Below are 22,207 nucleotides of genomic sequence, written 5' to 3' on the forward strand. Positions count from 1 at the left end.
TGCCGGTGGTCAGGAACCGGCATCGCGGAGCCGAGCGAGGCGGGGATGTTCGAACACAACACCCGTCTCGGTCAACCTATCCACCTCGGCGTCGTCGAGGCCGAGGATATCCCGCAGGATCTCCCGGTTGTGCTCCCCGAGATCCGGTGCCACTCCGCGGGGGTCGGAGGCGGTGTTCCTCAGCGTGATACCGGAATTCATCACTCGTACCTCGCCGACGATCGGGTGCTGATACCGGGGCAACATGTTCCTGGCTTCCAGTTGAGGATGCGCGACGGCTTGAGCGACACTGTTCACCCGCTCCGCCGGCACACTGGCGGCCACTAGTGCATTCACAGCTTGTTCCGCGGATGGTTGTGTTGCACACCATGTCTCGACCGCGCCGTAGATGACGTTCCGCTCTCGGGTGCGACCCTCGTAGTCCGCGTATCGCGGATCAGCCAGCAGGTCATCTCGGCCCATTACTGTCGCCAGACTGCGCCAACTGCTGTCGTTGCCCGCCATGATGCAGATCCATTCTCCGGCGACGGCGAAGAAGCCCCAGGGAACCCACGTGACGTCTCGGATGCCGCGACGCGTCATCTGGACCTCGCCGCCGGTGGCCAGATACTGCTGGACGGCCATGTCGTGCATCTGGAACGCCGACTCGAGCAGCGAGATGTCGATGTATTCGCCGCGGCCGGTGCGTTCTCGGTGGTACAGCGCGGCACAGATGGCTGCAAGTGCGCGAGCGGAGGCGATGTTGTCGGCGATCGGCAGCACCGTCGGCATCGGAGCTCCGTCGGGATCCCCGGACAACTCGGGAACCGCGGCGGCTGCCTCCGCAACGGGCCCGTAGCCGGGCCGTTGCGCATAGGGCCCCGTCTGCCCATACGCCGAGACCGAGCACATGATCAGCGACGGATTGATCTCGACCAGTTGGTCGTACCCGAAACCCAGCTTGGTCATCACGCCGGGGCGGAAGTTCTCGATCACGACGTCGGCTTCGGCGACCAGCTTCCGGATGATCTCCTTGGCATCAGCGTGTCGCAGGTCGATACTGAGACTCTTTTTGCCCCAGTTCAATTGCATGAAGCCGGCGCTGAGACCATCGTCGTAGATGTACGGATCCATGCGGGTGTCGTCACCGTAGACGGGACGTTCGATCTTGATCACCTCAGCGCCGAGGTCGCTGAGGTGCCGGGCTGCATACGGCCCGGCCAACACCCGGCCGAAATCCAAGACGCGAACGCCGCTGAGCAATCGAGCGGAGGCCGATTCGTGTGAACTGGTTGACATCACTGCAACCCTTCGGTGTTGGGAGAGGTGGTCATCGCGGAAGGAGCCCCAGCTGGTCCAGAATGGATCGCAGGCGGTCCAGTTCCTCGCCCTGCAGCGGGCGACGCGGCGCACGGGGCGCGCCTGCCGGCCGATTCATCAGCGTGAGAGCGGCTTTCGGCATCTGCACGAATTTGTTGGTGTCTTCTTCCATCTTCATCAGCGGGAATATCGCTGCATGCATCTCGGCGGCGGTGGCGAGATCGCCCGACAGCGCGGCGTCAGCCAACCGCGCACACTGTGACGGGGCCATCAGTCCGGGAATGGACACCCAGCCGGCGGCGCCGACAGCCATGGATTCGTAACCGAGCAGTCCCGCGAAGACTTTCATCGATCCGCCACTGAGCGCGGTGATCTCCAGTACTCGCTGCACATTGAAAGACGTGTCCTTGACGTAGCGGATCGTCTCTTCAGCGGCAGCCAGATCGGCGAGGAACTCCGGGGTCAGTTCGACACCCGTGGTGAAAGGATTGTTGTACACCATCACCGGGAGATGCGAGGCGCGGGCCACACAGCGAAAGTGCTCAGTGAGCTCGTCCTGGTCGACCTGCGAGTAGTACGGCGGAGCCACCATAACGCCATCGGCGCCGATTTCCGCCGCGAACTCGGCGCGTTCGACAGCCAGCTTGGTGGAATCAGCGGTGATCCCCAGGATCACCGGAACCCGTCGCCGTGCTGCATTGACCGTCTCCGACGCCATCAACCGGAACTCGTCGTCATCGAGTTGGAGGAATTCCCCTGCGCTACCCCCGGGGATCAAGCCGTGCAGGCCCTCTGCGATCCACCAGTCCACATTGTCGTGGATGCCGGCTACGTCCAGTGAACCGTCCGGAGTGAATGGGGTGATGGTCGGGATGTAGGTTCCGCGGAACTCCGTCATCGCGTGATTCCTTCCAGGCGTTCGGGTCAGGTCAGTTCGGCGAAGCTGGGCTTGAACTCGTTGGCCAGTTCCCGTGCGATCACGATCTGCTGCACGTTGCTGGTGCCCTCGAATATCTGACAGACCCTGGCATCGCGCAGGCAGCGTTCGACGGGATTCTCGCGGGTGTATCCGTTGGCGCCGAAGACCAGCATTGCCTGCTCGCAGGCCCACACTCCGGCATCGGCTGCAAACAACTTGGCTTCTGAGGCGACCCGAGCCAGACCAGGTGCCCCGCTGTCCCGGATTCGTGCCGCGTGCAGGTAGAGCAGCCGTGCGGCATCGAGTTTGGTTGCCATCTGCGCCAATTGGAACTTGATGCCCTGGAACTTGAAAATGGGGCGACCGAACTGCTCGCGCTGTAGGCTGTAGGCCAGCGCGGCGTCGAGGGCACGTTGTCCCAGACCCACGGACATCGCAGCCGTCGAGATCCGGCCCAAATTGATCGTCGCGAGTGAGAGTTCGAGCCCTTGGCCGGGCTCACCCAGCATGTTGGCCGCCGGCACCACCACCTCGTCGAAGCTCATCGAGCTGGTACCGAGCCCGCGGACTCCGTGGTTGTCCTCCGGTTGACCCTTGTGTACGCCCTCCCAGCCGGTCTCCACCAGGAATGCGGTCGGAACGCGTTTCTGCTCGGGCCCATCGGTCATGGCGACGACGATGATGACGTCGGCCTGAGCACCCGCGGTAACCCACGCCTTCTGTCCGCTGATCACATAATCTCTGTCACCGTTGGAGCGTGCCACCGTCTTGAGATTGCTGGCGTCAGACCCGGCCTGTGGCTCGGTGAGTGCGAACGACGCCTTGATCTCGCCGGTGGCAATGCGCGGAAGGTATTTGGCCTTGAGCTCGTCGGTGCCATGCAAGCTGATGAACAGGCCCTCTTCGATGGCACCGACCTGCGAGTTGGCGATCGAACCGGAGGCGTACGCCAACTCTTCCTGCACCAGCGCCTGGCTCACCATGTCACCACCCTGTCCCCACTCTTCGGGAAGCAGCAGGCTGAGAAGGCCGAGGTCACCCATCCTTCGGAACAAGTCCTTCCAGTCCTCGGTCTGGGCGTCGATTCCGCGGGCCCGCGGGCCGACCTCCTTGCGCGCGAAGGCACGCACCGTGTCCCTGAGTTGTCGCTGCTCGTCGGTCAGTAGTGAATCGATGTTCATTGGTGGCATCCTGTACTCAGTGGTTTCGTTCTTCGAAACTGGTTGCGGTGGTGGACAGATGGATCTCTGACGGGATAGCGCGGCTGTCCTCGACCACGGAGCGCAGATGGTCGGTCAGCGAGCCAGCATCGAGGCCGCTTCCGGCCGAGACGACCACCGACGCCCGGACGCGCTCCCCGAGTCGGTCATCGGGCAGGACAGACAGGTCGACGTCCTCCACGCCCTGCACAGACATGATATGGCTACGAATATCGTTCAGCGAGAACGAGACTCCACCGGAACGGACCGATTCGGAGCGCCGACCGACGATATGGAGGCCCCCCTCGGTGTCGAAGTAGCCGAGGTCACCGGTGTCATACCAACGTTCGACCGTTTGCAGGGGTTGCCCCCAATACCCCTCGAACATATAGGGACTGCGCACGCGAATGCCTCCGGGTTCTGAGGGGCCGGCTCCTGACTCAACCGATATACGGTTGGGGTGCAGCGGCTTCCCGACACTCGAGAGAAGCGTCGGGTTGTCCAGTCCGCGAACGTGATCCTCACGCGTCAGTACCGTCACCGGCTCTGGAACCTCGGTCATGCCGTAGTCCTGGATGAGCCGGTCGCCGAAACGTTCGGCGAGCGCCCGCTTAAGGTCCACGGTCACCGGACCGCTGCTGTAGTAGAGCGTGCGCAGATCGGGGAGTGATTCGGCACTGTAATCCTGCTTCACCATCTCGGCGAGACCGACACTGACGCTGAACGTTGCCGTTATGCTGTTGTCGCGCAGTGCATTCGGCAACTCGGTGGTTCTCGTAGGAAGGATCAGGTTGTGAGCCCCGGCGGCCACCGACCCCCATAACAGCCAACCCGCGCCTCGCTGGATCGGCAGATGGTGCAACACCGAGTCGCTCGCTCGGATACCGGTAACGCGCCCAATCGAGGTGGCCGCGAACCAGTAGGACTCTGGGGAAAGAACCACGAGTTTGGGCTGCCCGGTCGAGCCCGACGTCGCGGCAACCACCCGGCCGTCGGCGAGATCGGAAACACCGGAACGCTCTCGAGGCGCCCAGGCGACACTCACCGAGGCGGTCCGTTCGTCGACCAGAAGAAGTCCGGCATCACTGCGGGCCGCCTCGGCGAACTCGCTGCCCGGCGCCAGCGCGTACCACCTCGGCTCGCAACGGGTCCGCACATCGTCGAGCAGGTACGGCGCGTCTGTCGGGACACCCACGAACACGGCTCCGAGATCGACGAGAGCCGCTTGCAGGACCAGGTAGGCGACCGAGGACCGCAACGCCACAGCCACTACGTCGCCCGGCTGGAGCCGGGGCCGCAGCATCTCCTTCAGCGCTGAAATATGTTGCAGGAGTTCTATTCCCGTGAGACTCAGATTGGTGTCGTCGACGAGGGTCTGGCCTCCTGCTCTCGAGAGCATCGGCGTGAGGTTGCGCAGGAACGCGTCCCCGTCCATGCACTCTCCCATCACTCACGCCACAAGGGCATTTCTCATACGTATGATATATTACGCTTTGTCTAATCGGCTACCGAACCGCGAAAGGGCGTCAGCTCCGTGACGAGAGTTCTGCTTCGCAATCTGACCGTTGAGCTCCCGGATGGCCGATTCGCGCCGCGCAATCTCCAGATCGTCGACGGTTCGATAGCTGCCATCACCGAAACAAGCGATGTCCCCGCTGGTTTCGCGAACCACGACATGTCGGGACAGCTCGGGGTTGCGGGCCTGGCGAACTGTCACACGCATTCCAACGAGAACTGGTTTCGCGGGCTGTTCGACAATCTGCCGCTCGAACCCTGGATGATCTACTCCTATCCCACTCTTTTTGCGCCCGAGCCCAGCGAGCAGGATGTCTACCTGCGCACCATGGTCGGGGCGATGGAAGCGGCCCGTACCGGAACCACCGCTGTCGTTGACTTCATCTACGAATTCACCGGCTTCACCGAAGCTCGACTGGCGGCCATGGTGCGCGCCTACCGCGACGTCGGTATCCGGGCGCTGATCTGCCTGGCCATCGCCGATCGGCCCTTCGAAGACACTGTGATACTGGACCGGACACGGCTCAGCGATGAGACGCGGCGCAAGCTGAACGCTCATCCCCCTATGTCCAGCGCGGAATCGATGGACCTGATCCGGGCCATGGTGTCCAAGTTCCACGATCCCGCCAACGGCATTGCGATCGGTCTGGGGCCGTCCGGCCCCCAGCGGTGCACTGACACCATGCTTCTGGAATCACGGGCACTTGCCGACGAGCTCGACCTGCAGATCCACACCCATGTCCTGGAAACCAAGATGCAACGGCGTTCCGGCATGGATCTCTACGGCAAGTCCATCGTGGGCCACCTCGGCGATATCGGGTTCCTTTCCCCCAGAACCCATCTCGTCCATGGTGTCTGGCTCAACGAGGACGACGCCGACACCTTGGCGGGCACCGGAGCCACAGTGGTGCACAACCCGATCTCGAACCTGAAACTGGGTAGCGGGGTCAGCCCCATCACGGTCCTACGCGAGCGCGGGGTACCCGTCTCGCTGGGCACCGACGGGATGTGCGCAGGCGACGGTCAGAACATGTTCGAAGCAGTGAAACTGGCCGGAATCCTACACAAGGTCGAACCCGTCCCGTATGCGCGCTGGATCGGCGGGCGGCAGGCGTGGGAGATCGCCACCTTGGGTGGAGCAGTCGCGACCGGTGCTGCGGGTCAACGGGGTTCGATCTCTGTGGGACAGCAGGCCGATATCTTGATGTTGGATCTCAACGACTATGCATTCACCCCGCTCAACGATCCGATGTTGCACCTCACTCTGCAGATCCCGACCCAGGCTCTCACCCACGTGATGGTGGCAGGACGGTTCGTGATGGAAGCCCGGGTGTTGACCGGCGTGAACGAGGTGCAATTGCTCGATGAGATCCGCGGCCGCGCCGGTGACGTGGTGGCGGCGCACAAAGAGGCATTCGATTTCGGCGACCAACTGATCCCCAGCCTCGCTGCCGGTTGGGAGGAGGTGCTGGCGTGGGACGCGTCGACGAACAGCTATCTCCGATAGGCTCACGCGATCGACGTCACCTGACGTACGGCGGGGTGAGGGACACATGAACACGGGCATTCAATCAAGCGCAGGCGTCACTCAATCACTGCGCGGACGAGGTTCGCTGACCGACCAGGCCAAGGAGTCCATCCTGAGGTCGATCATCGCCGGCGAGTATCCCGGCGATCGTCTGCCACGCGAGGATGATCTCGCGCTCCAACTCGGCGTCAGCCGCACGACGATCCGGGCGGCATTGCAGGCCCTCGAACGCGCCGGACTCGTCGCACGCCGCCAAGGCATCGGTACCGTCATCAACCAGCACGTCCGGCCCGCCACGCTGGGTTTGCAGCGGCTCGCCGGATTCGAGGTGCTTCTCTCCGAGTCGGGCTACTCCGCGGCAATAGACGTGACCACCGGATTCGTCGACGCCGACGAGGAGTTGGCCGGCGATCTCCAGGTGGATGTCGGCACAGAGTGTTTCGTCATCCGTAAGACGTTCTCGGCAGATGGCTCACCCGCGGTGTACGTCGTCGATGCTGTATCGGCGAGCATGCTGAACCAACGGCCCGAACCGGGACACATCCCCGACAACCTCTACGAGTTCTACCACAGGTTCCACCAACTGCGCCTCGATCACTCAGTTGTCGACATCAGCCCACATGTCGCCGGCACGGAGACTGCTGAGCGTCTGTCGCTCGAAGAGGGGTCGGCGCTGCTTGTCCTCACCGAACACCACTACACATTCGAAGGTGTGAGGATGGGTAGCAGCAGGGCCGAAATCAACGACAAATACCTGCATTTCAGCGTCATCCGGCGATAAGGTTGGCAACGGCCCAGCCGCTAAATGTACTCGGCGGCTGTCGCACCGGGGCCATCTTTTCGGTGCAACTCCCTAACGTGCATAGGTTGGTGCCCTGCGACGCTGTGCGCGGGAGGAATGGCAAAGATCGCCCGACGGGGTGGCAGTTATTGCCGTGTGCGGCAATATATAGCCATGGCCCGACCGCGGAAGTCCCTGCTGACCAGGGAGAAAGTGGTCGACACCGCTATCACACTAATCGGTGCCGGCGGGCTCGAAACGTTCTCGATGCACAAACTGGCCGCCATGCTCGGTGTCCGGGCCCCCTCGCTGTACCACTACTTCGACGACAAGAACGCGTTGCTGGAGGCCGTCGCACGTGAGGTCACCGCCATCGACACGGTGCCTGCCGCGCCGATCCCCGGCGGAGACTGGGCCGATTATCTGATCGCCCAGTCCGTGGCCCTGCGGCGGCGCATCGTCCGCCACCCCCAATGCGCGCCCCTGCTGGTCCAGTTCATGCCCCGGGCGGAGATGTTCGGCGACTACGAACAGCTCTGCGGCTACCTCAAGGCGTGTGGTGTGCCGGCCCGGCTGCATGTGCGGATTGTCGACGGGATGACGGCGTTGACCATCGGTGCCGCCTTTCTCAATGAGAACGCCGCGCACTACGCCGTCGGCGGCGACGGACCCACGCCGGAACGGGCGGGCTACCCGATGCTGCGCGAGGCGCTGGCGGCGGTGGAAGGGCAGACCCCCGACGAGTTGTTCGCGTTGTATCTGCGGACCTACCTGGACAGCATCCGACGCGAAATGTCAGATAACTGAGCAGAATTGACGCTTTAGCGTCGAGATACCCGCACTGTGGTCCATCTCACGGCAGTCAATTCCGTCGAGTCGACAGCGGTCCTTTTCGACCGTACGGTCGAAGCAGACCCCTGAACCCGATCATCGGAGCCATGAGTCCGCGATGCCCGAAGAAATCGAGCTCGATTCCGCAACCTCTCTTGCTGTGACCCTCGCCTGGGTGGCAGGCGCCATTGCCGTTGCCTACCTGCTGGGCCTGCTGGTGCCGTTTTTGCTCAGGCGCCTGGGCAGGCGCAGCGCATCCATCCTCGACGTCGCCCTGCTGACCCGCACGCCGTTCCGCTTCCTGCTGATGGTGATGGCAGCCAACGTCGCCATCCGTAGGTTCGCCGACCCCGGCGCCAGCTGGCGCGCATGGGTTGACCACACCCTGGTGATCCTGCTGATAGTCGCGGTCACGTGGTTGGTAGCCAGCCTCGTCAAGGTGGTCGAGCGCCGGGTGATCGCCAAGTTCGGCGGCGGCGACGAGGAGATGACCGACGCCGACCGGCAGCGCAGGCGGGTACGCACCCAGGTCACCACGGTGCGCCGCCTGGTCATCGCCATCGTCGTCCTGTTCGGCCTCGCGGCTGCGCTGATGACGTTCCCGGCATTCGCCAATATCGGCACGACGTTGTTCGCCTCCGCCGGTGTGCTGTCGGTGGTCGCCGGTCTGGCCGCGCAGACGTCGCTCGGATCCGTGTTCGCCGGGATGCAGATCGCGTTCTCCGATGCCATCCGGGTGGGTGACGTGGTGGTGCTGGAAGACGAGTGGGGACGCATCGAGGAGATCACCCTCACCTACGTCGTGGTGAAGCTGTGGGACCAGCGCCGACTTGTGCTGCCCACCACCTACTTCACCACCACCCCGTTCCAGAACTGGACCCGCAACGCCACCGAACTGTTGGGCACCGTCGAGTTCGACGTCGACTTCACGGTGCCGTTGGACGCCATGCGCGTCGAACTGCAGCGCCGCCTCGAGCAGAGCGACCTGTGGGACGGCCGCAAGGGCGTCGTCCAGGTCACCGACGCGGTGGGTGGTGTGGTCCGGGTTCGAATGCTGGTCAGCGCGCCCGATGCCACGTCACTGTTCGATTTGCGGTGCTTCGTCCGCGAGGGACTCGTGGAATGGCTGCAGCGCCATCACCGCGGCGCGCTGCCGCATCAGCGGTTGGAGGACATGGTGTCTGCGCCGCCGCAGGAAGTGCGGTCCAGCAACGGCAACCAGAACGGCAACGGCCAACGTAAGGCTGCCGCAGGCTTGTTCAGCGGCAGCCGGGAGGCCGAGGAACGGGCTCGTGAATTCGACAGCACCGTCGCCGTCGACGAACGCGACGACGACCACCGAGTTCCGCGCGGTGACGACGGGTGATCGTTGCGGCCCGCGCGACGGTGACGATCACCGGAATGCAGGACAGCACCGCGATGGCGACCACCATCAGTTCCAGATGGTGTGCCACGAACTCGACATTGCCCAGGAAGTAGCCCACGGTGGTGAGGCCGATACCCCACAGCGTGCTGCCGATGACGTTGAACAGCACGAAGTTCCGGTAGCGCATGCCGGCGATGCCGGCCACCACCGGGATAAACGTCCGCACCACGCCGATGAACGGGGCGATCAAGAGCGCCTTCGGGCCGTGCCTGTCGAAGAAGGCGTGCGACTCGGTGAGGTAACGCTGTTTGAAGAAGCGGGCATCGGGTTTGGCGAACAACGCCGGGCCGATGCGGCGTCCCAGCCAGTAGCCGACCTGCCCGCCCGCGGCGGCCGCTGCCGCTGCGCACAACCCCACCGACCACAGATCGACGGCGGAATGTGGCTGTGCCGCAATCAGACCGGCGGTGAAAAGTAAGGTATCGCCGGGCAGGAACGGGAACAGTAGGCCAGTCTCGGTGAAGACGATGACGAAGACGCCCACCAGAACGGCAGAGGCGAACGGCCCGTGCTCGCCGAGCCAAAACATCGGATCCATGACCTCGGGCAACGCCATGGGTGTCACAACCGGCGAAACTACCTGTGCCACATTGCGGACGAGGAAACGGCGTGCGAATGGAGCCAGGCGGTCAGCCTGCTCCTTCGACGGTCCACAGCACCGCAAGTGGCCTCCAGGACCGGAATTCAGGTGGCCGATTGTCGACTGCCACCGAACTGAAACGTGTTACAGTTCGCCGATCCGAACGAGGGGCTGGTGACCGGAGTGCGTAGCAAGGCGACCTCGCTGTGGATCGTCACGTTCGCCTATGCGGTGGCCGTCGCAGTGGCGGCAGGTTGGCTGATCTGGGGTCCGCAGACCGGTCGACTGTGGCTTGATGCGCTGGTGGCGGACCTGCTGGCCATGCTGGTGATCTTCGTATTCTCGCGTTCCTTCCGGAATTCCAGCTTCTACGATGCCTTCTGGAGTGTCATACCGCCGTTGCTACTTGCCTTCTGGTGGATCCGCGGGGATGGGGCAGCCGATCGGCTCCAATGCTGGCTCGTCGCCATAGTGGTGGTCTTGTGGGCCGTCCGGCTCACCGGTAACTGGGTGTACGCGTTTCCCGGCCTGCACCACGAAGACTGGCGCTATCCGATGTTCAGGGAGAAAGCCGGCGCACTCGAATTCGTGGCCGATCTGGTTGCGATTCACCTCATTCCAACTCTTCAGGTGTTCCTGGCGATGCTGCCGGTGTACGTGGTGATGACCCGTCCGGGCGGTGATCTCCGATGGCTCACCGTGCTGGCCTTCGTGCTCGGTATCGCCGCGGTGGTGTTGGAGCTGGCCGCCGATGTCCAGATGCACCGCTTCGTCAAGTCCAGGGCGCCCGGAGCGGTGATGGACCGCGGTCTGTGGGCCTGGTCGCGCCACCCCAACTACTTCGGTGAGTTCACCTTTTGGCTGTCGTTGGCGCTTTTCGGTATCGCGGTCGCCCCTGCGGACTGGTGGTGGCTGTCACTGGGAGCTGTTGCGATGCTGGCCATGTTCCTGGGCGCCAGCATCCCGATGATGGAAGAACGCAGTTTGGGGCGGGCCCGACTACCAGGACGTCATCAACCGGGTGTCCCGGTTCGTGCCCCGCCCGCCGCGGAAAGTGCGTGCGTGACCGAGCGCCGCGTCCTGGTGGCGGGCCTGGGTGACACCGGAGTGCTCACTGCCATTCGGTTGGCCCGAGACTTCGACGTCATCGGAATCTCGACGAAACCGGGACTGCTCAGCGGCCAAGAGCTCGGAGTAAGGCTGGCGCGGCCCGAGGCCTGGGCCCGCGACTACTGGATTCCCTTCGAGCGGTTCCGCGGCCTGGACCGGGTGCGGACCATCCAGGGCACCCTCACCGGCGCAGATCTCGACAGGAATTCGGTGACCGTCCGCCGGCCCGACGGCGACGATGTGACAGTCGGTTACGACGCCCTGGTGATCGCCACCGGTGTCACCAACGGCTTCTGGCGTAGGCCCACCATCCAAACGGGCTCAGATATCGCCGGGGATCTGCGCGCCGCACACCAGCGGTTGGCCGCGGCCGACTCGGTGATGGTGCTCGGTGGCGGTGCGGCAGCGGTCAGCAGCGCGGCCAACCTCGCGGCGGTGTGGCCGCAGAAGACCGTGCATCTGTACTTCCCCGGTGAGCGGGCATTGCTCCAGCATCACCGTCGCATCTGGAACACGGTGCGCCGCCGCCTCGTCGACAGCGGGGTCGTGTTGCATCCCGGTCACCGCGCCGTCGTCCCCGAGCGCTTCGGCTTCGACTCGATCACCGATCAGCCCGTGCACTGGAGCACCGGTCAGCCACCGGCGCGCGCCGACGCCGTGCTGTGGACCATCGGCGCGGTGACACCGAACACCGACTGGCTGCCCGCATCCTTGCTGGATGCGCAGGGCTATGTGCGGGTGCTGCCCGATCTGCAGGTACCCGAGACCTCCGGGGTGTTCGCCATCGGTGACGTCGCGGCCACCGATCCGCTGCGCAGCTCAGCACGCAACCGCGCCGACAAACTGTTGGCGCACAACGTAGCTGCGTGGTTTGCCGAAAAGCCGTTGCGGGATTACCGGCCGCCGAAACGCAAGTGGGGGTCGGTGCTGGGCGTGCAGGCGGACGGCCTCGAGGTGTTCGCACCGTCCGGGCACAGATTCCGCTTCCCGGCCTGGTCGATAGACCGCATTCTGCAGCCGTGGATCGTGCGCCGCGGAATCTACCGCGGCATCCGCGGACCAACGCGCTCCTAAGCGCCTGTGGCAACCCGCGGAACCCGTTCTGCCGCAGCTGTATCCAATACCATCGCCGCCACGCGGTCCCGGTGCTGCTCGGCTGAACCCAGTAACGCCGCATCGGTGGCCGCCCGCTTGAAGTACAGATGCGTCTGGTGTTCCCAGGTGAATCCGATACCGCCGAGCACCTGCACGGTGTCGGCGGCGATCCTGGCCGCCGCGGCCGAGCATGTTGCCTGCGCGATGGCGGCCGACAACTCGGCGTCGTCGCTGCCGTCGGACAGCGCCCACGCCGCGTGATACGCCGTGGAGCGGGCATGCTCGGCGTCCACCAGCATGTCAGCCAGTCGGTGTTTGACGGCCTGGAACGAGCCGATTGGCCTGCCGAACTGCAGGCGATTCTTGGCGTAGTCGACAGCCAGATTCAGCAGGTGAGCGGCGATGCCGACTTGCTCGACGGCCAGCAGTGTGGCCCCGACCTGCAGTGCGTGGGTGATCACCCGCGTCGCCTCGGTGGGGCCGGCGATCAATTGCGCTGGTGCGGAATCGAACCGCACCGTCGCCTGCGGACGGGTCAGATCCAGGGTGACCAGCTCGGTGCGGTCGGTGGCCGAGCCGTCGACGGTGTACAGCGCTGTCCCGTCCGGGCCTGTCGCGGCAACCAGTAGTGCGTCGGCCGTGCCGGCATCGACTACGCGCTCGACGGTGCCCGAGACGGTTGCGCCGTCGGAGGTGACTGTTGTGGAGTCCAATGTGGCTGCGCGATCGGCGATAGCGAAGGCCGCGGTGCGGCGGCCTTCCACCAGATCGGCCAGCAACGCATCGCGTTCCGGTGAGGCGGGGGCGGCCACCAACGCCGGAATCGACAGGAAGACGGTGCCGAACAGCGGACCGCAGGCCAGCGCCGCGCCCATTTCCTCGACAGCCACCGCCTGGTCGACCAGCGTGCCGCCGGCGCCGCCCTGATCTTCGGGGGCCGACAGACCGAGCACCCCGAGTTCGGTGCCCAGGCGTTGCCACACCTTGAGGTCGAATCGTGGTGTCGACTCCATGAGTCGGCGCACCGTCTGCTCGTCGAAGTTGTCGCCGCAGAACTTGCGGACCGCTTGGCGCAGCTCCTGTTGCTCTTCGGAAAAGACGTACTCAGCCACGGGGGATCTCCTTCCAGGGCATACCGGCATCGGCGCGCAGATCACCGGGCAGCCCCAGCACCCGCTCACCCAGGATGTTGCGCATGACGTCCGAGGTGCCACCCTCGATGGTGTTGGCTCGGCTACGCAGGAACCGCTGTTGCACCGGGCCGCGCCAGTCCGCCTGGTCGTCCTCGTGTAGCAGGTCGTAGGTGTGGTACAGAACCCCTTCTGCGCCAAGCAGATCCATGCACCACTGGTAGATATGCTGGTTCAGCTCGGCGCCCACCAGCTTGCCGATGGACCCTTCGGGACCGGGTCCGCCCACGCCGGCCGAGGCCCGCGAGCGCTCCGAGGTCAGCCGCTGCGCCTCTGCGCGCAACCACAGCTGGGTGAGCCGGTCACGCAGCACCGGGGTCTGCAGGTCGGGACGCGACGCCCACAGCGCGGTGGCGTCGGCGATGGTGCCTGCTCCGCGGCGTGTTCCGCTGCCGCCCAGGGCGCTGCGCTCGTTCATCAGGGTGGTCATCGCGACGCGCCAGCCGTCGTTCACGGCGCCGAGGCGCATGGTGTCCGGGATGCGGGCGTCGGTGAAGTAGACCTCGTTGAACTCGGCCTGCCCGGTCATCTGCCGCAGCGGGCGGGTCTCGACACCGGGGGAGTGCATGTCGATGACGAAGTACGTCAGCCCCTTGTGCTTGGGCAGGTCCGGGTCGGTGCGGGCCAGCAGCAGCCCCCAGCGGGCGCGGTGGGCCAGCGACGTCCACACCTTCTGACCGTTGATCACCCAGTCGTCCCCGTCCTTCACCGCGGACGTCGCCAAACCGGCCAGGTCCGAGCCCGCACCCGGCTCGGAGAACAGCTGGCACCAGATGTGCTCGGTGGTGGCCAGTGGCCGCAGTAGCCGCTGTTTCACCTCGTCGGTCTGAGCGTGCTCACGGACCGTCGGCGCCGCCATCCCGTAGCCCATCGGATTGAGCCCCAGCGGGACCGGGCCGCCGGCGCCCTGCAGGATGCGGTCGGCCACGGCCTGTAGCCCCCGCGACACCCCGAGGCCGCCCTGGCCCTGCGGGAAGTGCACCCAGGACAGGCCGGCGTCGAAGCATGCGCCGAGAAACTCCTGGACCGGGACGGACTTGGGGTGGTGCTCGGCCACCACCCCGCGGGCCAACTCGGCGACCCGCTCCTCGTCAGATGTGGTGCTCATCACGCCACCATAGGAAATTGACTTGCGTCAACTTTCGCCGGGGTCGCTGTTCTCGTCGCGAGCTCAGCGGAGCGGGATCTCGCGGGCGATGGTGTCGAGTAGCGCGGTGTACCTGCCCGCTTCGGGGTGCCCGCTGGGCTTGCCGCTGCTGACCACTGCGGCGGCCAGATCGCGGGAAGGGTCGGCCCACACTGCGATGTCGGTCAGCCCGGTGTGCCCGAAGGCTGCAGCGGCGTCACGACCGAACGGCCCGAACCGCTTGGAGCCCAACATGTATCCGGTGCCCCAACGCATCGGCTTCAGCCCGACGGCCAAGTCGGGACGCAGGCGTCGGGCTTCGGCGCTGGCGGCGCGCAAGGTCTGCGGCGAGAGCACCTCAACCCCGTCGAGTTCGCCTCCGCGGACCAAGATCTCGGCGAACCGGGACAGCTCGCAGGCATTGGACACAGTGCTCGACGACGGGATGACGCTGGTGAGGAACTCACGCGTGTTGGAGAACGGGATGATGCGCTGCGGCGTGCCGCCGACAGCGATCTTGAACGCCTTGGCAATCGGTGCGGGCAGCGGTTTGCCGGTGACATGGCTGGGCGCCACGAGTGGGACATCGTCCGGTGCCACACCGTAGTTGGTCCAGCGGAAACCGAGGGGATCCAGGATTTCGGTGGCCAGGATCTCGCGGATGTCGCGTCCGGTGGCGGCCGAGACGATCTCACGCATCAGCGGTCCCCACGTCAGCCCGTGGTAGATGTGCACCAGGCCGGGCCGGTAGACGGGTTTGAGCTTGCCCAGCATCTCGCGGGCGTACTCGCTGTCATTCATGCGCTTGAGGTCCACCCGCGGACCGGTGGCGAACGGCACCCCGGCACTGTGGGTCATCACGTGCCGGATGGTGGTGCGATCTTTGCCGTGGCTGGTGTAGGTCGGCAGGTAGTCACACACCCGGTCGTCGAGGGAGAATTCGCCGCGCTCGACGAGCATGTGCACCACCGTGGTGGTGATGGCCTTGGCGGCGGAGTAGACGCAGAACGGCGTGGCGGTGGTGACGGGGATCTTCTCGGCACCGGGTTGGTCGGCGGGGCCGTTGCCCCAGCCGTGGCCGATGGCGCGGTTGAGCACCACCCGGCCGCGATGACGCAGGCACACCTGGATGGCCGGATGCATCCCCGCGGCGTACCAGTATCGGGCTGCCGACCAGATGCGATTCAGTGCATCCGGGTGGAGGCTGCCCGGGTGCTCGTCGCCGGTATCGGTGACGGAGTCCAGGTCGGCCGGTACGGCGATCCGACCGTCGGCAGTCATCAGGGAGTGGGTGTGGCGGGGGCTTCTGCGGGTGCGGGAGCCGACGGCGCGGGCGGCGTCTTGGGACCGGTCAGAACCCGTCCCAGCTGGCTCAACACATCCAGAGGGGACGCGGGGGCGGGCAGGCAGCCAGGAGCGCAGTCGGTCTTCTGCCACGGCTGGCAGCCGTTGGTGGTGAAGGTGGTGTCGGTGGCCTCGATCTGCACGGCTTGAGCCTTCTTGCTCATGGCGTTGTCCAGGATCTCGTCGCCGCCGACGCGCTTCCAGTAGCAGGCGTCGCCTTCGACGGGACCGGCAGTCTGCCAGGTGCCAGGAGCGATGTCGGTGCCCACGGCATAGGTGCCCCCGGAATCGATGCTGGTCTTCGGCCCATCCGGAGCGGGTGTGGGCTGGGGTTCGGCGTATGCGGTGCCGGCCGCACACAGACCCACGAGCGCCAGTGCCGATAGCGATGCCGCCGATTTCATTCTCCACACAACCGACAAGGGTAGACGAGCTAACTGAGAGAAGACACCGCTCTAGGCGCCGCGAGAGGTGGCGGTGCTCACCCGCAGCACGGGCCACCCCGCGTCGGCAGCGGTAGCCGCCAGCGTCCGGCGCGGGTTCACCGGGCGCGGATTGCCCACCAACCGCATCGACGGCAGATCCTCCTCGCCGTCGGAGTAGAAGTAGCTCGACTGAAGTTCCAGTTGATGCTGCTCGCTGAACGTCAGCAGCGCCTCGGCTTTGCGGGTGCCCCAGATGATGGGTCTTTTGATGTCGCCGGTGAGCCGGCCGTCGGCATCCACCGCGAAGTGGTTGCAGAGCACGTGGGTGATGCCGAGCGACCGCGCCAGGGCATCGATGTGGATGTTGAGCGCCGAGGTCAGGATCACGACCGTGTGGCCTCGCCGTTGGTGTGCGGCGACGACGTCGCGCATCTGCGGGAACATCCTGGACTCGATGCGTCGGGTGAACAGGTCAGCGCCCAACACGTCCAAGTCGGCCAGCGATTCACCTCGCAGGTATCCGGCTGCGCGTACCACCAGGCGTTCGAACTCCATGCGGCCCAGGCGATACCGGGTGGCGGCCTCCACGATGCCGAGTACTTCGCCGATTCTGGCTTGCCGCCGCTTGATGCGATGCCCCGCGTGCGGCACCGCGGTGAACCCGTCCACCAGTGTGCCGTCGACGTCGAAAAACGCGCCGACGTGTGGGCCTTGCGGTCCCTCGGAGACCGCGTCCGTCGCGGATTCCATGGGCTGATCCTCCGGCAGATGACGAGGTTGCCCAGACTACCGTCGATCGCCAAAGGCAGCCGAGACTGCGTCAGTTCGTTTGCCAAAGATGCTTGCCAATTGCTTCACATCGCAAAGGCTGCCCGTCGTCTGGAAACGCGGGATGAGCGTCAGCGCATCGAGCAGGGATTACTGATGAATCTATAGGGCGGAGCTGGGTCCTATAGTTGGTTGCTGGCCAGACGGACTCGGTTTGCCGGCCAACCGAGCTGGCCGATGTTGGTTCTGTTGCCGCTGACGGGAGTGGCGAGTGGAGTACTCGAGAAGTGTGGCGCTGTTCGGCCGCCTCGTCCACGACTGGTGGAGCGAGCCGGTCGACTATGCCGCACAGGTGCAGTACTTCAGCAAGCGGTCAATCGCGACGGCGGTCCAGGTGCTCATCGGCCTGGGAACGGGCCTGAACGCGGTGATCTCAGCCGTTGTCTTGCTGCCTTCCGCCACCAACTCGGGGTCGCGGTTTGCCGTTGCGGTGTTTGTCGCGTTACAGCTCTTCTGGGCGTGGGTTTGGTGTCGCGGCCCTTGGCCGCCGCGGTGGGCGTCGGGTGCGTTCGTCGCCACCGCCGACATCGCGATCACCGTGATGGTCCTGCTCGATGCGAGTTGGGCGACAGGCCTGTTCGGGTTGAGCTTCTACACCATGCTCTCGGTGTACCTGATCTTCTTCGAGGGCCCCAAAGCGCTTGTGGCGCACATAACGTGGATTCTTGCGACAACGGCAGCCCTGGCCATTCGGATCGGCCTTGCCGCGCAGTTCGATGTTGCCGGATTCGCTGCAATGACACTGCTTCCGGTGGCGCTCATCGTCGGGACACCCCTGGGCATACAAGCCGCGATCTGGGCTCTTCGCAAGGACGCCAATGAGTCCATCAGCGATCCGCTGACCGGTCTGCTCAACCGGCGCGGCCTGCACATGCAGTTTGCCGACCTCCTGCACAATGTCACCACAACGGAGGCCGAGGTGACCGTGATGGTCATCGACCTGGATCGCTTCAAGGTGATCAATGACAACTTCGGACACACGGTGGGCGACGGGGTTCTGATAGGCACCGCGCGGCGCATCAAGTCCTCAGTGCGGGGAACTGCGCTGGTAGCGCGGGTAGGCGGCGAAGAATTTGTTGTCGTCGACCTGGCTTCGGGCTGGCGGGCCCATCACGACCTCGATCGCGTCAGACTGGCAATCGCCGCTCAGACCGACTACGCCATCACCGCAAGCGTCGGCGTGACCGGCGTGGCTGTCGCCAACTTTGTTGCCCCAGGCGGTGATCCTGCTGCGTTGCTCGATGCCACCATCGAGCGGGCTGACCAGGCGATGTTCATCGCGAAACGCAACGGCGGTAATGCAACAGAGCTGCTCTAGTTCTGCTGCGTCTGAGATTCAGACAATTCGCTACGGAAGTGGTTGAGCCCCAGCAGGGTTCAGGGCATCGGCCATCAGGCTCAGATAGCGGCGGCGGAGTTCGGCCGGCTGGTTGAGTGCCACCGTGGCCGTGGTGACCATCGCCACGAAGTTGGTCACATCGTCGGCGGTGATGTCCAGGCGCAGCTCGCCTTTCTGCTGGCCGCGCTCGACTACTGCCTCGACCAAGTCCTGGTTGCGGCGAAACAGTGTGACGGTGAGTTCGGACAGTTGGTCGAGCGAGGACAGCAGGGGCCGCTGTTGCACCATGACGTCGGTGAGCCGCTCGATGACGTCGAGGAAGGATTCGCGCGGGGCATCGCTTTCCACCAGCGCGGTGATCACCGGCTGCACCTCGGTGAGGAAGATGTCCTCGTAGACGGCGGCCGCCAGCGCCTGCCGGTTGGGAAAGTGGCGGTACAGCGTGGCGTTGCCGACGCCGGCCCTGGCGGCGACGTCGGTGAGCGTGGCCGAGTCGCCGTGTGCCGAGAAGACGTCCTTGGCCGCCTCGACAATGCGGTTGACGTTGGCGAAGGCATCCGCGCGGCGACGCTTGGCCGGCGGCGCCTGGGGCGCGGTCTCGGTCACGGTGTTCTCCACAGTGCAGTGCCTTCCCGAATTGTGGTCCGCGTCATCCTGTCAGGCCACGGTGGCGTCGACGACAAATGATAGCCCACTCCCATATTGGGAGCCTACTCTCAGTTGCATGTCGACCTTCCTTCATCGCCTGGGGCGCTTCGCGTACGCCCGCCCGTGGGCTGTACTGGGTGTCTGGCTGGCGTTGATCGCCGTTGTCGCCGGCCTGTTGCTGGTCAATCCCCCCAAGATCTCCAACGAGATGCGGATCAACGGCACGCCTGCGCAGGAGGTCATCGACCAGCTGGCCACCGACCTGCCCGAGATGTCCGGCGGTCAGGGCATGATCGCCTTCGTCGCTCCTGACGGTCAGCGCATCGACCACGGCGCCAACCTCGCGGCTCTGATGTCGGCGGTGGATGCGGTGTCCCACGCCGAGCACGTCCTCGACCCGCGCGCGGCGGCACAGGAGGAGCTCGCCAAAGGCGCCGCCAGCCCGACGTTGACAGCGGGCGCGGCCATCGAACGCGTCCAGCACCAGCTGCCGCCGCCGGCCAATGCACCGGCGCCGCTGACCATCGACGGTCAACCGGTGCCCGGGCTCGTAGTCTCGGCCGACGGCCAGACCGCCCTGTTCCAGTTCCAGTTCGACAAGCAGACCAACGACCTGCCCACCGGTGCGGTGGAGCACGTCGTCGATCAGGCCACCGCCGCCGCCACCGGCCTGCAGGTGTTGCCGTCGGCGTCCATGGCACAGCTGCCGGAGATCATCGGTGCAGGTGAGGTCGTCGGCGTCATGGTGGCCGCGCTGGTGCTCGTCATCACCCTCGGTTCCCTGGTGGCCGCGGGGTTGCCGCTGGCGACCGCGCTGACATCGGTGGCGGTCGGTGTCGGTGGCACGTTCCTGCTCTCACATGTCTTCGTCATGCAGTCCATCACCGCGGTGCTCGCCATCATGCTGGGCCTGGCCGTCGGCATCGACTACGCCATGTTCATCGTCAACCGGCAGCGTCGCCTGATCCTCGACCACGGCCACAGCGCCGCCGACGCGGCCGCGCGTGCGGTGGGTACGTCCGGCAGCGCCGTGGTGTTCGCCGGTACGACGGTGGTGATCGCGCTGGTCGCCCTGTCGGTGGCGGGCATTCCGCTGCTCACCACCATGGCGCTGGCCGCTGCGTTCACTGTGCTGGTGGCCGTGCTGGCCGCGCTGACCATCCTGCCCGCGTTGCTGGGCCTGGTCGGCGAACGCATCTGCTCGGCCAAGGCACGCACCCAGATCTCTGTTGCGGGCAACCACCGCTTTGCGACGGCCTGGGTGGGAGCGGTGCTGCGGCACCGTGTCCCGGTGGTGATCGCCGGCATTGCGCTGACCGCTGTCCTCGCCATCCCTGCCCTCGGCATGCACCTCGGTCTGCCCGCCGGCTCCGGCTACAACGAGGGCACTTCTCAGCGGGCCAGCTACGACGTGGTGGCCGAGCACTATGGCGACGGGTTCAACGGCCCGCTGCTGGTGGTGGCCGAAAAGTACGCGCTGACCCAGGCGGAGATCGCCGAGGTCTACACCGACCTGCGTCTCCTCGACGGCGTGCAGGCGGTCACCATGCAGCTGGTGTCGGACGGATCGGACAAGGCTGTCTTCTCCGTGGTGCCCACCGCAGGCCCCACCGACGAGGCGACTGCCGATCTGGTCCGCGCCATTCGCGACCATGCGGGGCCGCTGGCCGATGCCACCGACATCGACCTCGGCGTCACCGGCATCACCGCCATGGGTATCGACATCTCAGACCGGATTGCCGCCGCTATTCCGCTGTACATCGGTGTGGTGGTGGGTCTTTCGCTGCTGGTGCTCACCCTGGTGTTCCGCTCGATCGCAGTGCCGGTGAAGGCCACCGTCGGCTTCCTGCTCAGCATCCTGGCCACTTTCGGCGCGACGACCGCGGTATTCCAATGGGGCTGGTTACAGCAGCTGTTCGGGCTCAGCGCCACCGGGCCGATCATGAGCCTGCTGCCCATCATCGTGACTGGCGTGCTCTACGGCCTGGCGATGGACTACCAGGTGTTCCTGGTGTCGTCGATGAAGGAAGCGCACGTGCACGGACTGCATGGCGACGACGCCGTGGCCCATGGCTTCACCCAGGCCGCCCGGGTGGTGACGGCCGCGGCGGTGATCATGATGGCGGTCTTCGCGGGCTTCGTGTTCAATGCGGACCCGATGATCAAACAGATCGGATTCGCCTTGGCCTTCGGCGTTTTCATCGACGCCTTCGTGGTGCGGATGACGATGGTGCCCGCGGTGATGTCGCTGTTGGGCGACCGTGCCTGGTGGCTGCCGAAGCGGTTGGACCGGAGGCTGCCCGATCTCGACATCGAAGGCGACAAGCTCAACCGGGAGCTGGCGGCCACTACTTGAGTTCGACGACCCGGCGTGCCGAGTGGGCGGCCGTCATGGGCCAGCCAGGCCGTTGCGCAGCTGAGCAAATCCTCTGTGCACCAGTGCTTCTGCTGATTCAGTCGGAGGCGGCGACTCGGCCAGCATCTCCACGATGGCGGCCGTGACGGCGCTGCAGGCGTGGTAGACCAGGCGCGGGTAGAGGTCGGTGTGCGGATCGGTGCCGGTGCGCCTGGCGATCTCGGCGACCATGCGCGCCGTCATCGCGTCGTGGGCCACCATGGTCCTGGCGATCAGCGAGGGATATTGGCTCACCAGTCGCACCACGCTGACGGTGCGGTCCACCGCATCGGCGGAGGACACCAGTTCGCTCACCGCGGCGGCCAGGGAGTCCAGTACGTGTTCGTCGGGGTCGCGGAGCGCGAGAGTGTCGGCCACCTGGCGGTGGACGTCCTCGAGCAACGCCAGAATGGCGTCCTCCTTGCTGGAGAAATAGTTTCTGAACGTACGGGCGGACACGTGGGCACGTTCGGCGATGGCGTCGACGGTGACCGCGTCCAGGCCGTGCTGTCCGGCGAGGTCCAAGGCCGCCTTGCTCAGTGCGGCTCGGGTCTCGGCTTTCTTCTGCTCCCGCAATCCCACGCGCGCCATTGCGCCACTGTAGAGCACGAGCTTCCTCATTCTGCAAG

Annotated in this window: 19 protein-coding genes and 1 pseudogene; 8 read left to right on the top strand and 12 right to left on the bottom strand. The window is 65.4% G+C overall.

The genetic code is table 11. The annotated features are described in order from the left end of the window. Positions 1-9: 9 nt before the first annotated feature. The 4 genes from BVC93_RS14195 to BVC93_RS14210 are packed head-to-tail and all read right to left on the bottom strand — an operon-like array spanning position 10 to position 4,852. Positions 10-1,278 (bottom strand): CaiB/BaiF CoA transferase family protein, encoded by a 1,269-nt coding sequence (locus BVC93_RS14195; protein WP_083738028.1) that lies wholly within the window; start codon positions 1,276-1,278, stop codon positions 10-12. 31 nt (positions 1,279-1,309) lie between these two features. Then, entirely contained in the window at positions 1,310-2,197 is an 888-nt protein-coding gene (locus BVC93_RS14200) for a dihydrodipicolinate synthase family protein (RefSeq protein ID WP_083738029.1), read from the bottom strand. Positions 2,198-2,223: 26 nt separating this feature from the next. Beyond that, positions 2,224-3,399 carry an acyl-CoA dehydrogenase family protein gene (locus BVC93_RS14205; protein WP_192860321.1) on the bottom strand — a complete coding sequence of 392 codons (1,176 nt, stop codon included), beginning with the start codon at positions 3,397-3,399 and terminating at the stop codon, positions 2,224-2,226. A 16-nt stretch (positions 3,400-3,415) separates the two neighbouring features. Then, positions 3,416-4,852, bottom strand: coding sequence for a class I adenylate-forming enzyme family protein (locus BVC93_RS14210; protein WP_192860322.1), 1,437 nt, complete (start codon positions 4,850-4,852; stop codon positions 3,416-3,418). Between the two features lie 99 nt (positions 4,853-4,951). Here BVC93_RS14210 and BVC93_RS14215 point away from each other — a divergent pair, with 99 nt between their 5' ends. The 4 genes from BVC93_RS14215 (at position 4,952) to BVC93_RS14230 (ending at position 9,438) form a co-directional block, all read left to right on the top strand. Beyond that, positions 4,952-6,439: an amidohydrolase family protein gene (locus BVC93_RS14215; protein WP_083738032.1), complete on the top strand. Its 1,488-nt coding sequence runs from the start codon at positions 4,952-4,954 to the stop codon at positions 6,437-6,439. Between the two features lie 46 nt (positions 6,440-6,485). Continuing rightward, positions 6,486-7,241: a GntR family transcriptional regulator gene (locus BVC93_RS14220; protein ID WP_083738033.1), complete on the top strand. Its 756-nt coding sequence runs from the start codon at positions 6,486-6,488 to the stop codon at positions 7,239-7,241. A gap of 174 nt (positions 7,242-7,415) precedes the next feature. Further along, positions 7,416-8,048, top strand: a complete 633-nt coding sequence (locus BVC93_RS14225) for a TetR family transcriptional regulator (protein WP_192860323.1) — start codon at positions 7,416-7,418, stop codon at positions 8,046-8,048. A gap of 142 nt (positions 8,049-8,190) precedes the next feature. Further along, positions 8,191-9,438, top strand: a complete 1,248-nt coding sequence (locus tag BVC93_RS14230) for a mechanosensitive ion channel family protein (protein WP_083738035.1) — start codon at positions 8,191-8,193, stop codon at positions 9,436-9,438. On the opposite strand, the gene BVC93_RS14235 is transcribed toward BVC93_RS14230, so the two are convergent. Further along, positions 9,332-10,054: a VTT domain-containing protein gene (locus tag BVC93_RS14235; RefSeq protein ID WP_083738036.1), complete on the bottom strand. Its 723-nt coding sequence runs from the start codon at positions 10,052-10,054 to the stop codon at positions 9,332-9,334. The two genes, BVC93_RS14230 and BVC93_RS14235, sit on opposite strands and share 107 nt — an antisense overlap. A gap of 198 nt (positions 10,055-10,252) precedes the next feature. On the opposite strand from BVC93_RS14235, the pseudogene BVC93_RS14240 reads away from it, so the two are divergent. Together BVC93_RS14240 and BVC93_RS14245 are read left to right on the top strand one after the other, a co-directional pair. After that, positions 10,253-11,144: pseudogene (locus tag BVC93_RS14240) on the top strand (DUF1295 domain-containing protein). Continuing rightward, a complete protein-coding gene (locus BVC93_RS14245) occupies positions 11,141-12,262 on the top strand; it encodes an FAD-dependent oxidoreductase (protein ID WP_083738037.1) in 1,122 nt (373 codons plus the stop codon). Before BVC93_RS14240 ends, BVC93_RS14245 begins: the two are co-directional and overlap by 4 nt. On the opposite strand, the gene BVC93_RS14250 is transcribed toward BVC93_RS14245, so the two are convergent. The 5 genes from BVC93_RS14250 to BVC93_RS14270 form a co-directional block, all read right to left on the bottom strand. Further along, complete coding sequence (locus tag BVC93_RS14250; RefSeq protein ID WP_083738038.1) at positions 12,259-13,395, bottom strand: acyl-CoA dehydrogenase family protein; 1,137 nt, start codon at positions 13,393-13,395, stop codon at positions 12,259-12,261. The two genes, BVC93_RS14245 and BVC93_RS14250, sit on opposite strands and share 4 nt — an antisense overlap. Next, on the bottom strand, positions 13,388-14,581 hold the full coding sequence (locus BVC93_RS14255) for an acyl-CoA dehydrogenase family protein (protein ID WP_083738039.1): 1,194 nt from the start codon (positions 14,579-14,581) through the stop codon (positions 13,388-13,390). The genes BVC93_RS14250 and BVC93_RS14255 overlap by 8 nt, the downstream gene beginning before the upstream one ends. 63 nt (positions 14,582-14,644) lie before the next feature. Beyond that, positions 14,645-15,880: a lipase LipE gene (lipE, locus tag BVC93_RS14260; protein WP_083738040.1), complete on the bottom strand. Its 1,236-nt coding sequence runs from the start codon at positions 15,878-15,880 to the stop codon at positions 14,645-14,647. Beyond that, positions 15,880-16,347 carry a hypothetical protein gene (locus BVC93_RS14265; protein ID WP_083738041.1) on the bottom strand — a complete coding sequence of 156 codons (468 nt, stop codon included), beginning with the start codon at positions 16,345-16,347 and terminating at the stop codon, positions 15,880-15,882. The genes lipE and BVC93_RS14265 overlap by 1 nt, the downstream gene beginning before the upstream one ends. A gap of 51 nt (positions 16,348-16,398) precedes the next feature. Then, the gene (locus BVC93_RS14270; protein ID WP_083738042.1) at positions 16,399-17,118 is read right to left on the bottom strand and encodes an HAD family hydrolase; all 720 of its coding nucleotides are present in this window, start codon (positions 17,116-17,118) and stop codon (positions 16,399-16,401) included. Positions 17,119-17,407: 289 nt separating this feature from the next. On the opposite strand from BVC93_RS14270, the gene BVC93_RS14275 reads away from it, so the two are divergent. Continuing rightward, positions 17,408-18,514: a GGDEF domain-containing protein gene (locus tag BVC93_RS14275; RefSeq protein ID WP_157516918.1), complete on the top strand. Its 1,107-nt coding sequence runs from the start codon at positions 17,408-17,410 to the stop codon at positions 18,512-18,514. A 30-nt stretch (positions 18,515-18,544) separates the two neighbouring features. Here BVC93_RS14275 and BVC93_RS14280 read toward each other — a convergent pair whose 3' ends face one another. Next, complete coding sequence (locus BVC93_RS14280; RefSeq protein WP_083741046.1) at positions 18,545-19,141, bottom strand: TetR/AcrR family transcriptional regulator; 597 nt, start codon at positions 19,139-19,141, stop codon at positions 18,545-18,547. 118 nt (positions 19,142-19,259) lie between these two features. Between BVC93_RS14280 and BVC93_RS14285 the strand changes: the two genes are divergently transcribed. Next, complete coding sequence (locus tag BVC93_RS14285) at positions 19,260-21,539, top strand: MMPL family transporter (protein WP_083738044.1); 2,280 nt, start codon at positions 19,260-19,262, stop codon at positions 21,537-21,539. Between the two features lie 33 nt (positions 21,540-21,572). Here BVC93_RS14285 and BVC93_RS14290 read toward each other — a convergent pair whose 3' ends face one another. Further along, a complete protein-coding gene (locus BVC93_RS14290) occupies positions 21,573-22,199 on the bottom strand; it encodes a TetR/AcrR family transcriptional regulator (RefSeq protein WP_083738045.1) in 627 nt (208 codons plus the stop codon). Positions 22,200-22,207 lie beyond the last annotated feature (8 nt).

The sequence above is a fragment of the Mycobacterium sp. MS1601 genome (assembly GCF_001984215.1).
GTDB lineage: Bacteria > Actinomycetota > Actinomycetes > Mycobacteriales > Mycobacteriaceae > Mycobacterium.

Excerpts from the sequence above, each read along its gene's own strand:
- BVC93_RS14195 (WP_083738028.1), bottom strand. The coding sequence starts at position 1,278 with ATGTCAACCAGTTCACACGAATCGGCCTCCGCTCGATTGCTCAGCGGC.
- BVC93_RS14200 (WP_083738029.1), bottom strand. The coding sequence starts at position 2,197 with ATGACGGAGTTCCGCGGAACCTACATCCCGACCATCACCCCATTCACT.
- BVC93_RS14205 (WP_192860321.1), bottom strand. The coding sequence starts at position 3,399 with ATGAACATCGATTCACTACTGACCGACGAGCAGCGACAACTCAGGGAC.
- BVC93_RS14210 (WP_192860322.1), bottom strand. The coding sequence starts at position 4,852 with ATGGACGGGGACGCGTTCCTGCGCAACCTCACGCCGATGCTCTCGAGA.
- BVC93_RS14220 (WP_083738033.1), top strand. The coding sequence starts at position 6,486 with ATGAACACGGGCATTCAATCAAGCGCAGGCGTCACTCAATCACTGCGC.
- BVC93_RS14225 (WP_192860323.1), top strand. The coding sequence starts at position 7,416 with ATGGCCCGACCGCGGAAGTCCCTGCTGACCAGGGAGAAAGTGGTCGAC.
- BVC93_RS14230 (WP_083738035.1), top strand. The coding sequence starts at position 8,191 with ATGCCCGAAGAAATCGAGCTCGATTCCGCAACCTCTCTTGCTGTGACC.
- BVC93_RS14235 (WP_083738036.1), bottom strand. The coding sequence starts at position 10,054 with ATGGCGTTGCCCGAGGTCATGGATCCGATGTTTTGGCTCGGCGAGCAC.
- BVC93_RS14255 (WP_083738039.1), bottom strand. The coding sequence starts at position 14,581 with ATGAGCACCACATCTGACGAGGAGCGGGTCGCCGAGTTGGCCCGCGGG.
- lipE (WP_083738040.1), bottom strand. The coding sequence starts at position 15,880 with ATGACTGCCGACGGTCGGATCGCCGTACCGGCCGACCTGGACTCCGTC.
- BVC93_RS14265 (WP_083738041.1), bottom strand. The coding sequence starts at position 16,347 with ATGAAATCGGCGGCATCGCTATCGGCACTGGCGCTCGTGGGTCTGTGT.
- BVC93_RS14270 (WP_083738042.1), bottom strand. The coding sequence starts at position 17,118 with ATGGAATCCGCGACGGACGCGGTCTCCGAGGGACCGCAAGGCCCACAC.
- BVC93_RS14285 (WP_083738044.1), top strand. The coding sequence starts at position 19,260 with ATGTCGACCTTCCTTCATCGCCTGGGGCGCTTCGCGTACGCCCGCCCG.
- BVC93_RS14290 (WP_083738045.1), bottom strand. The coding sequence starts at position 22,199 with ATGAGGAAGCTCGTGCTCTACAGTGGCGCAATGGCGCGCGTGGGATTG.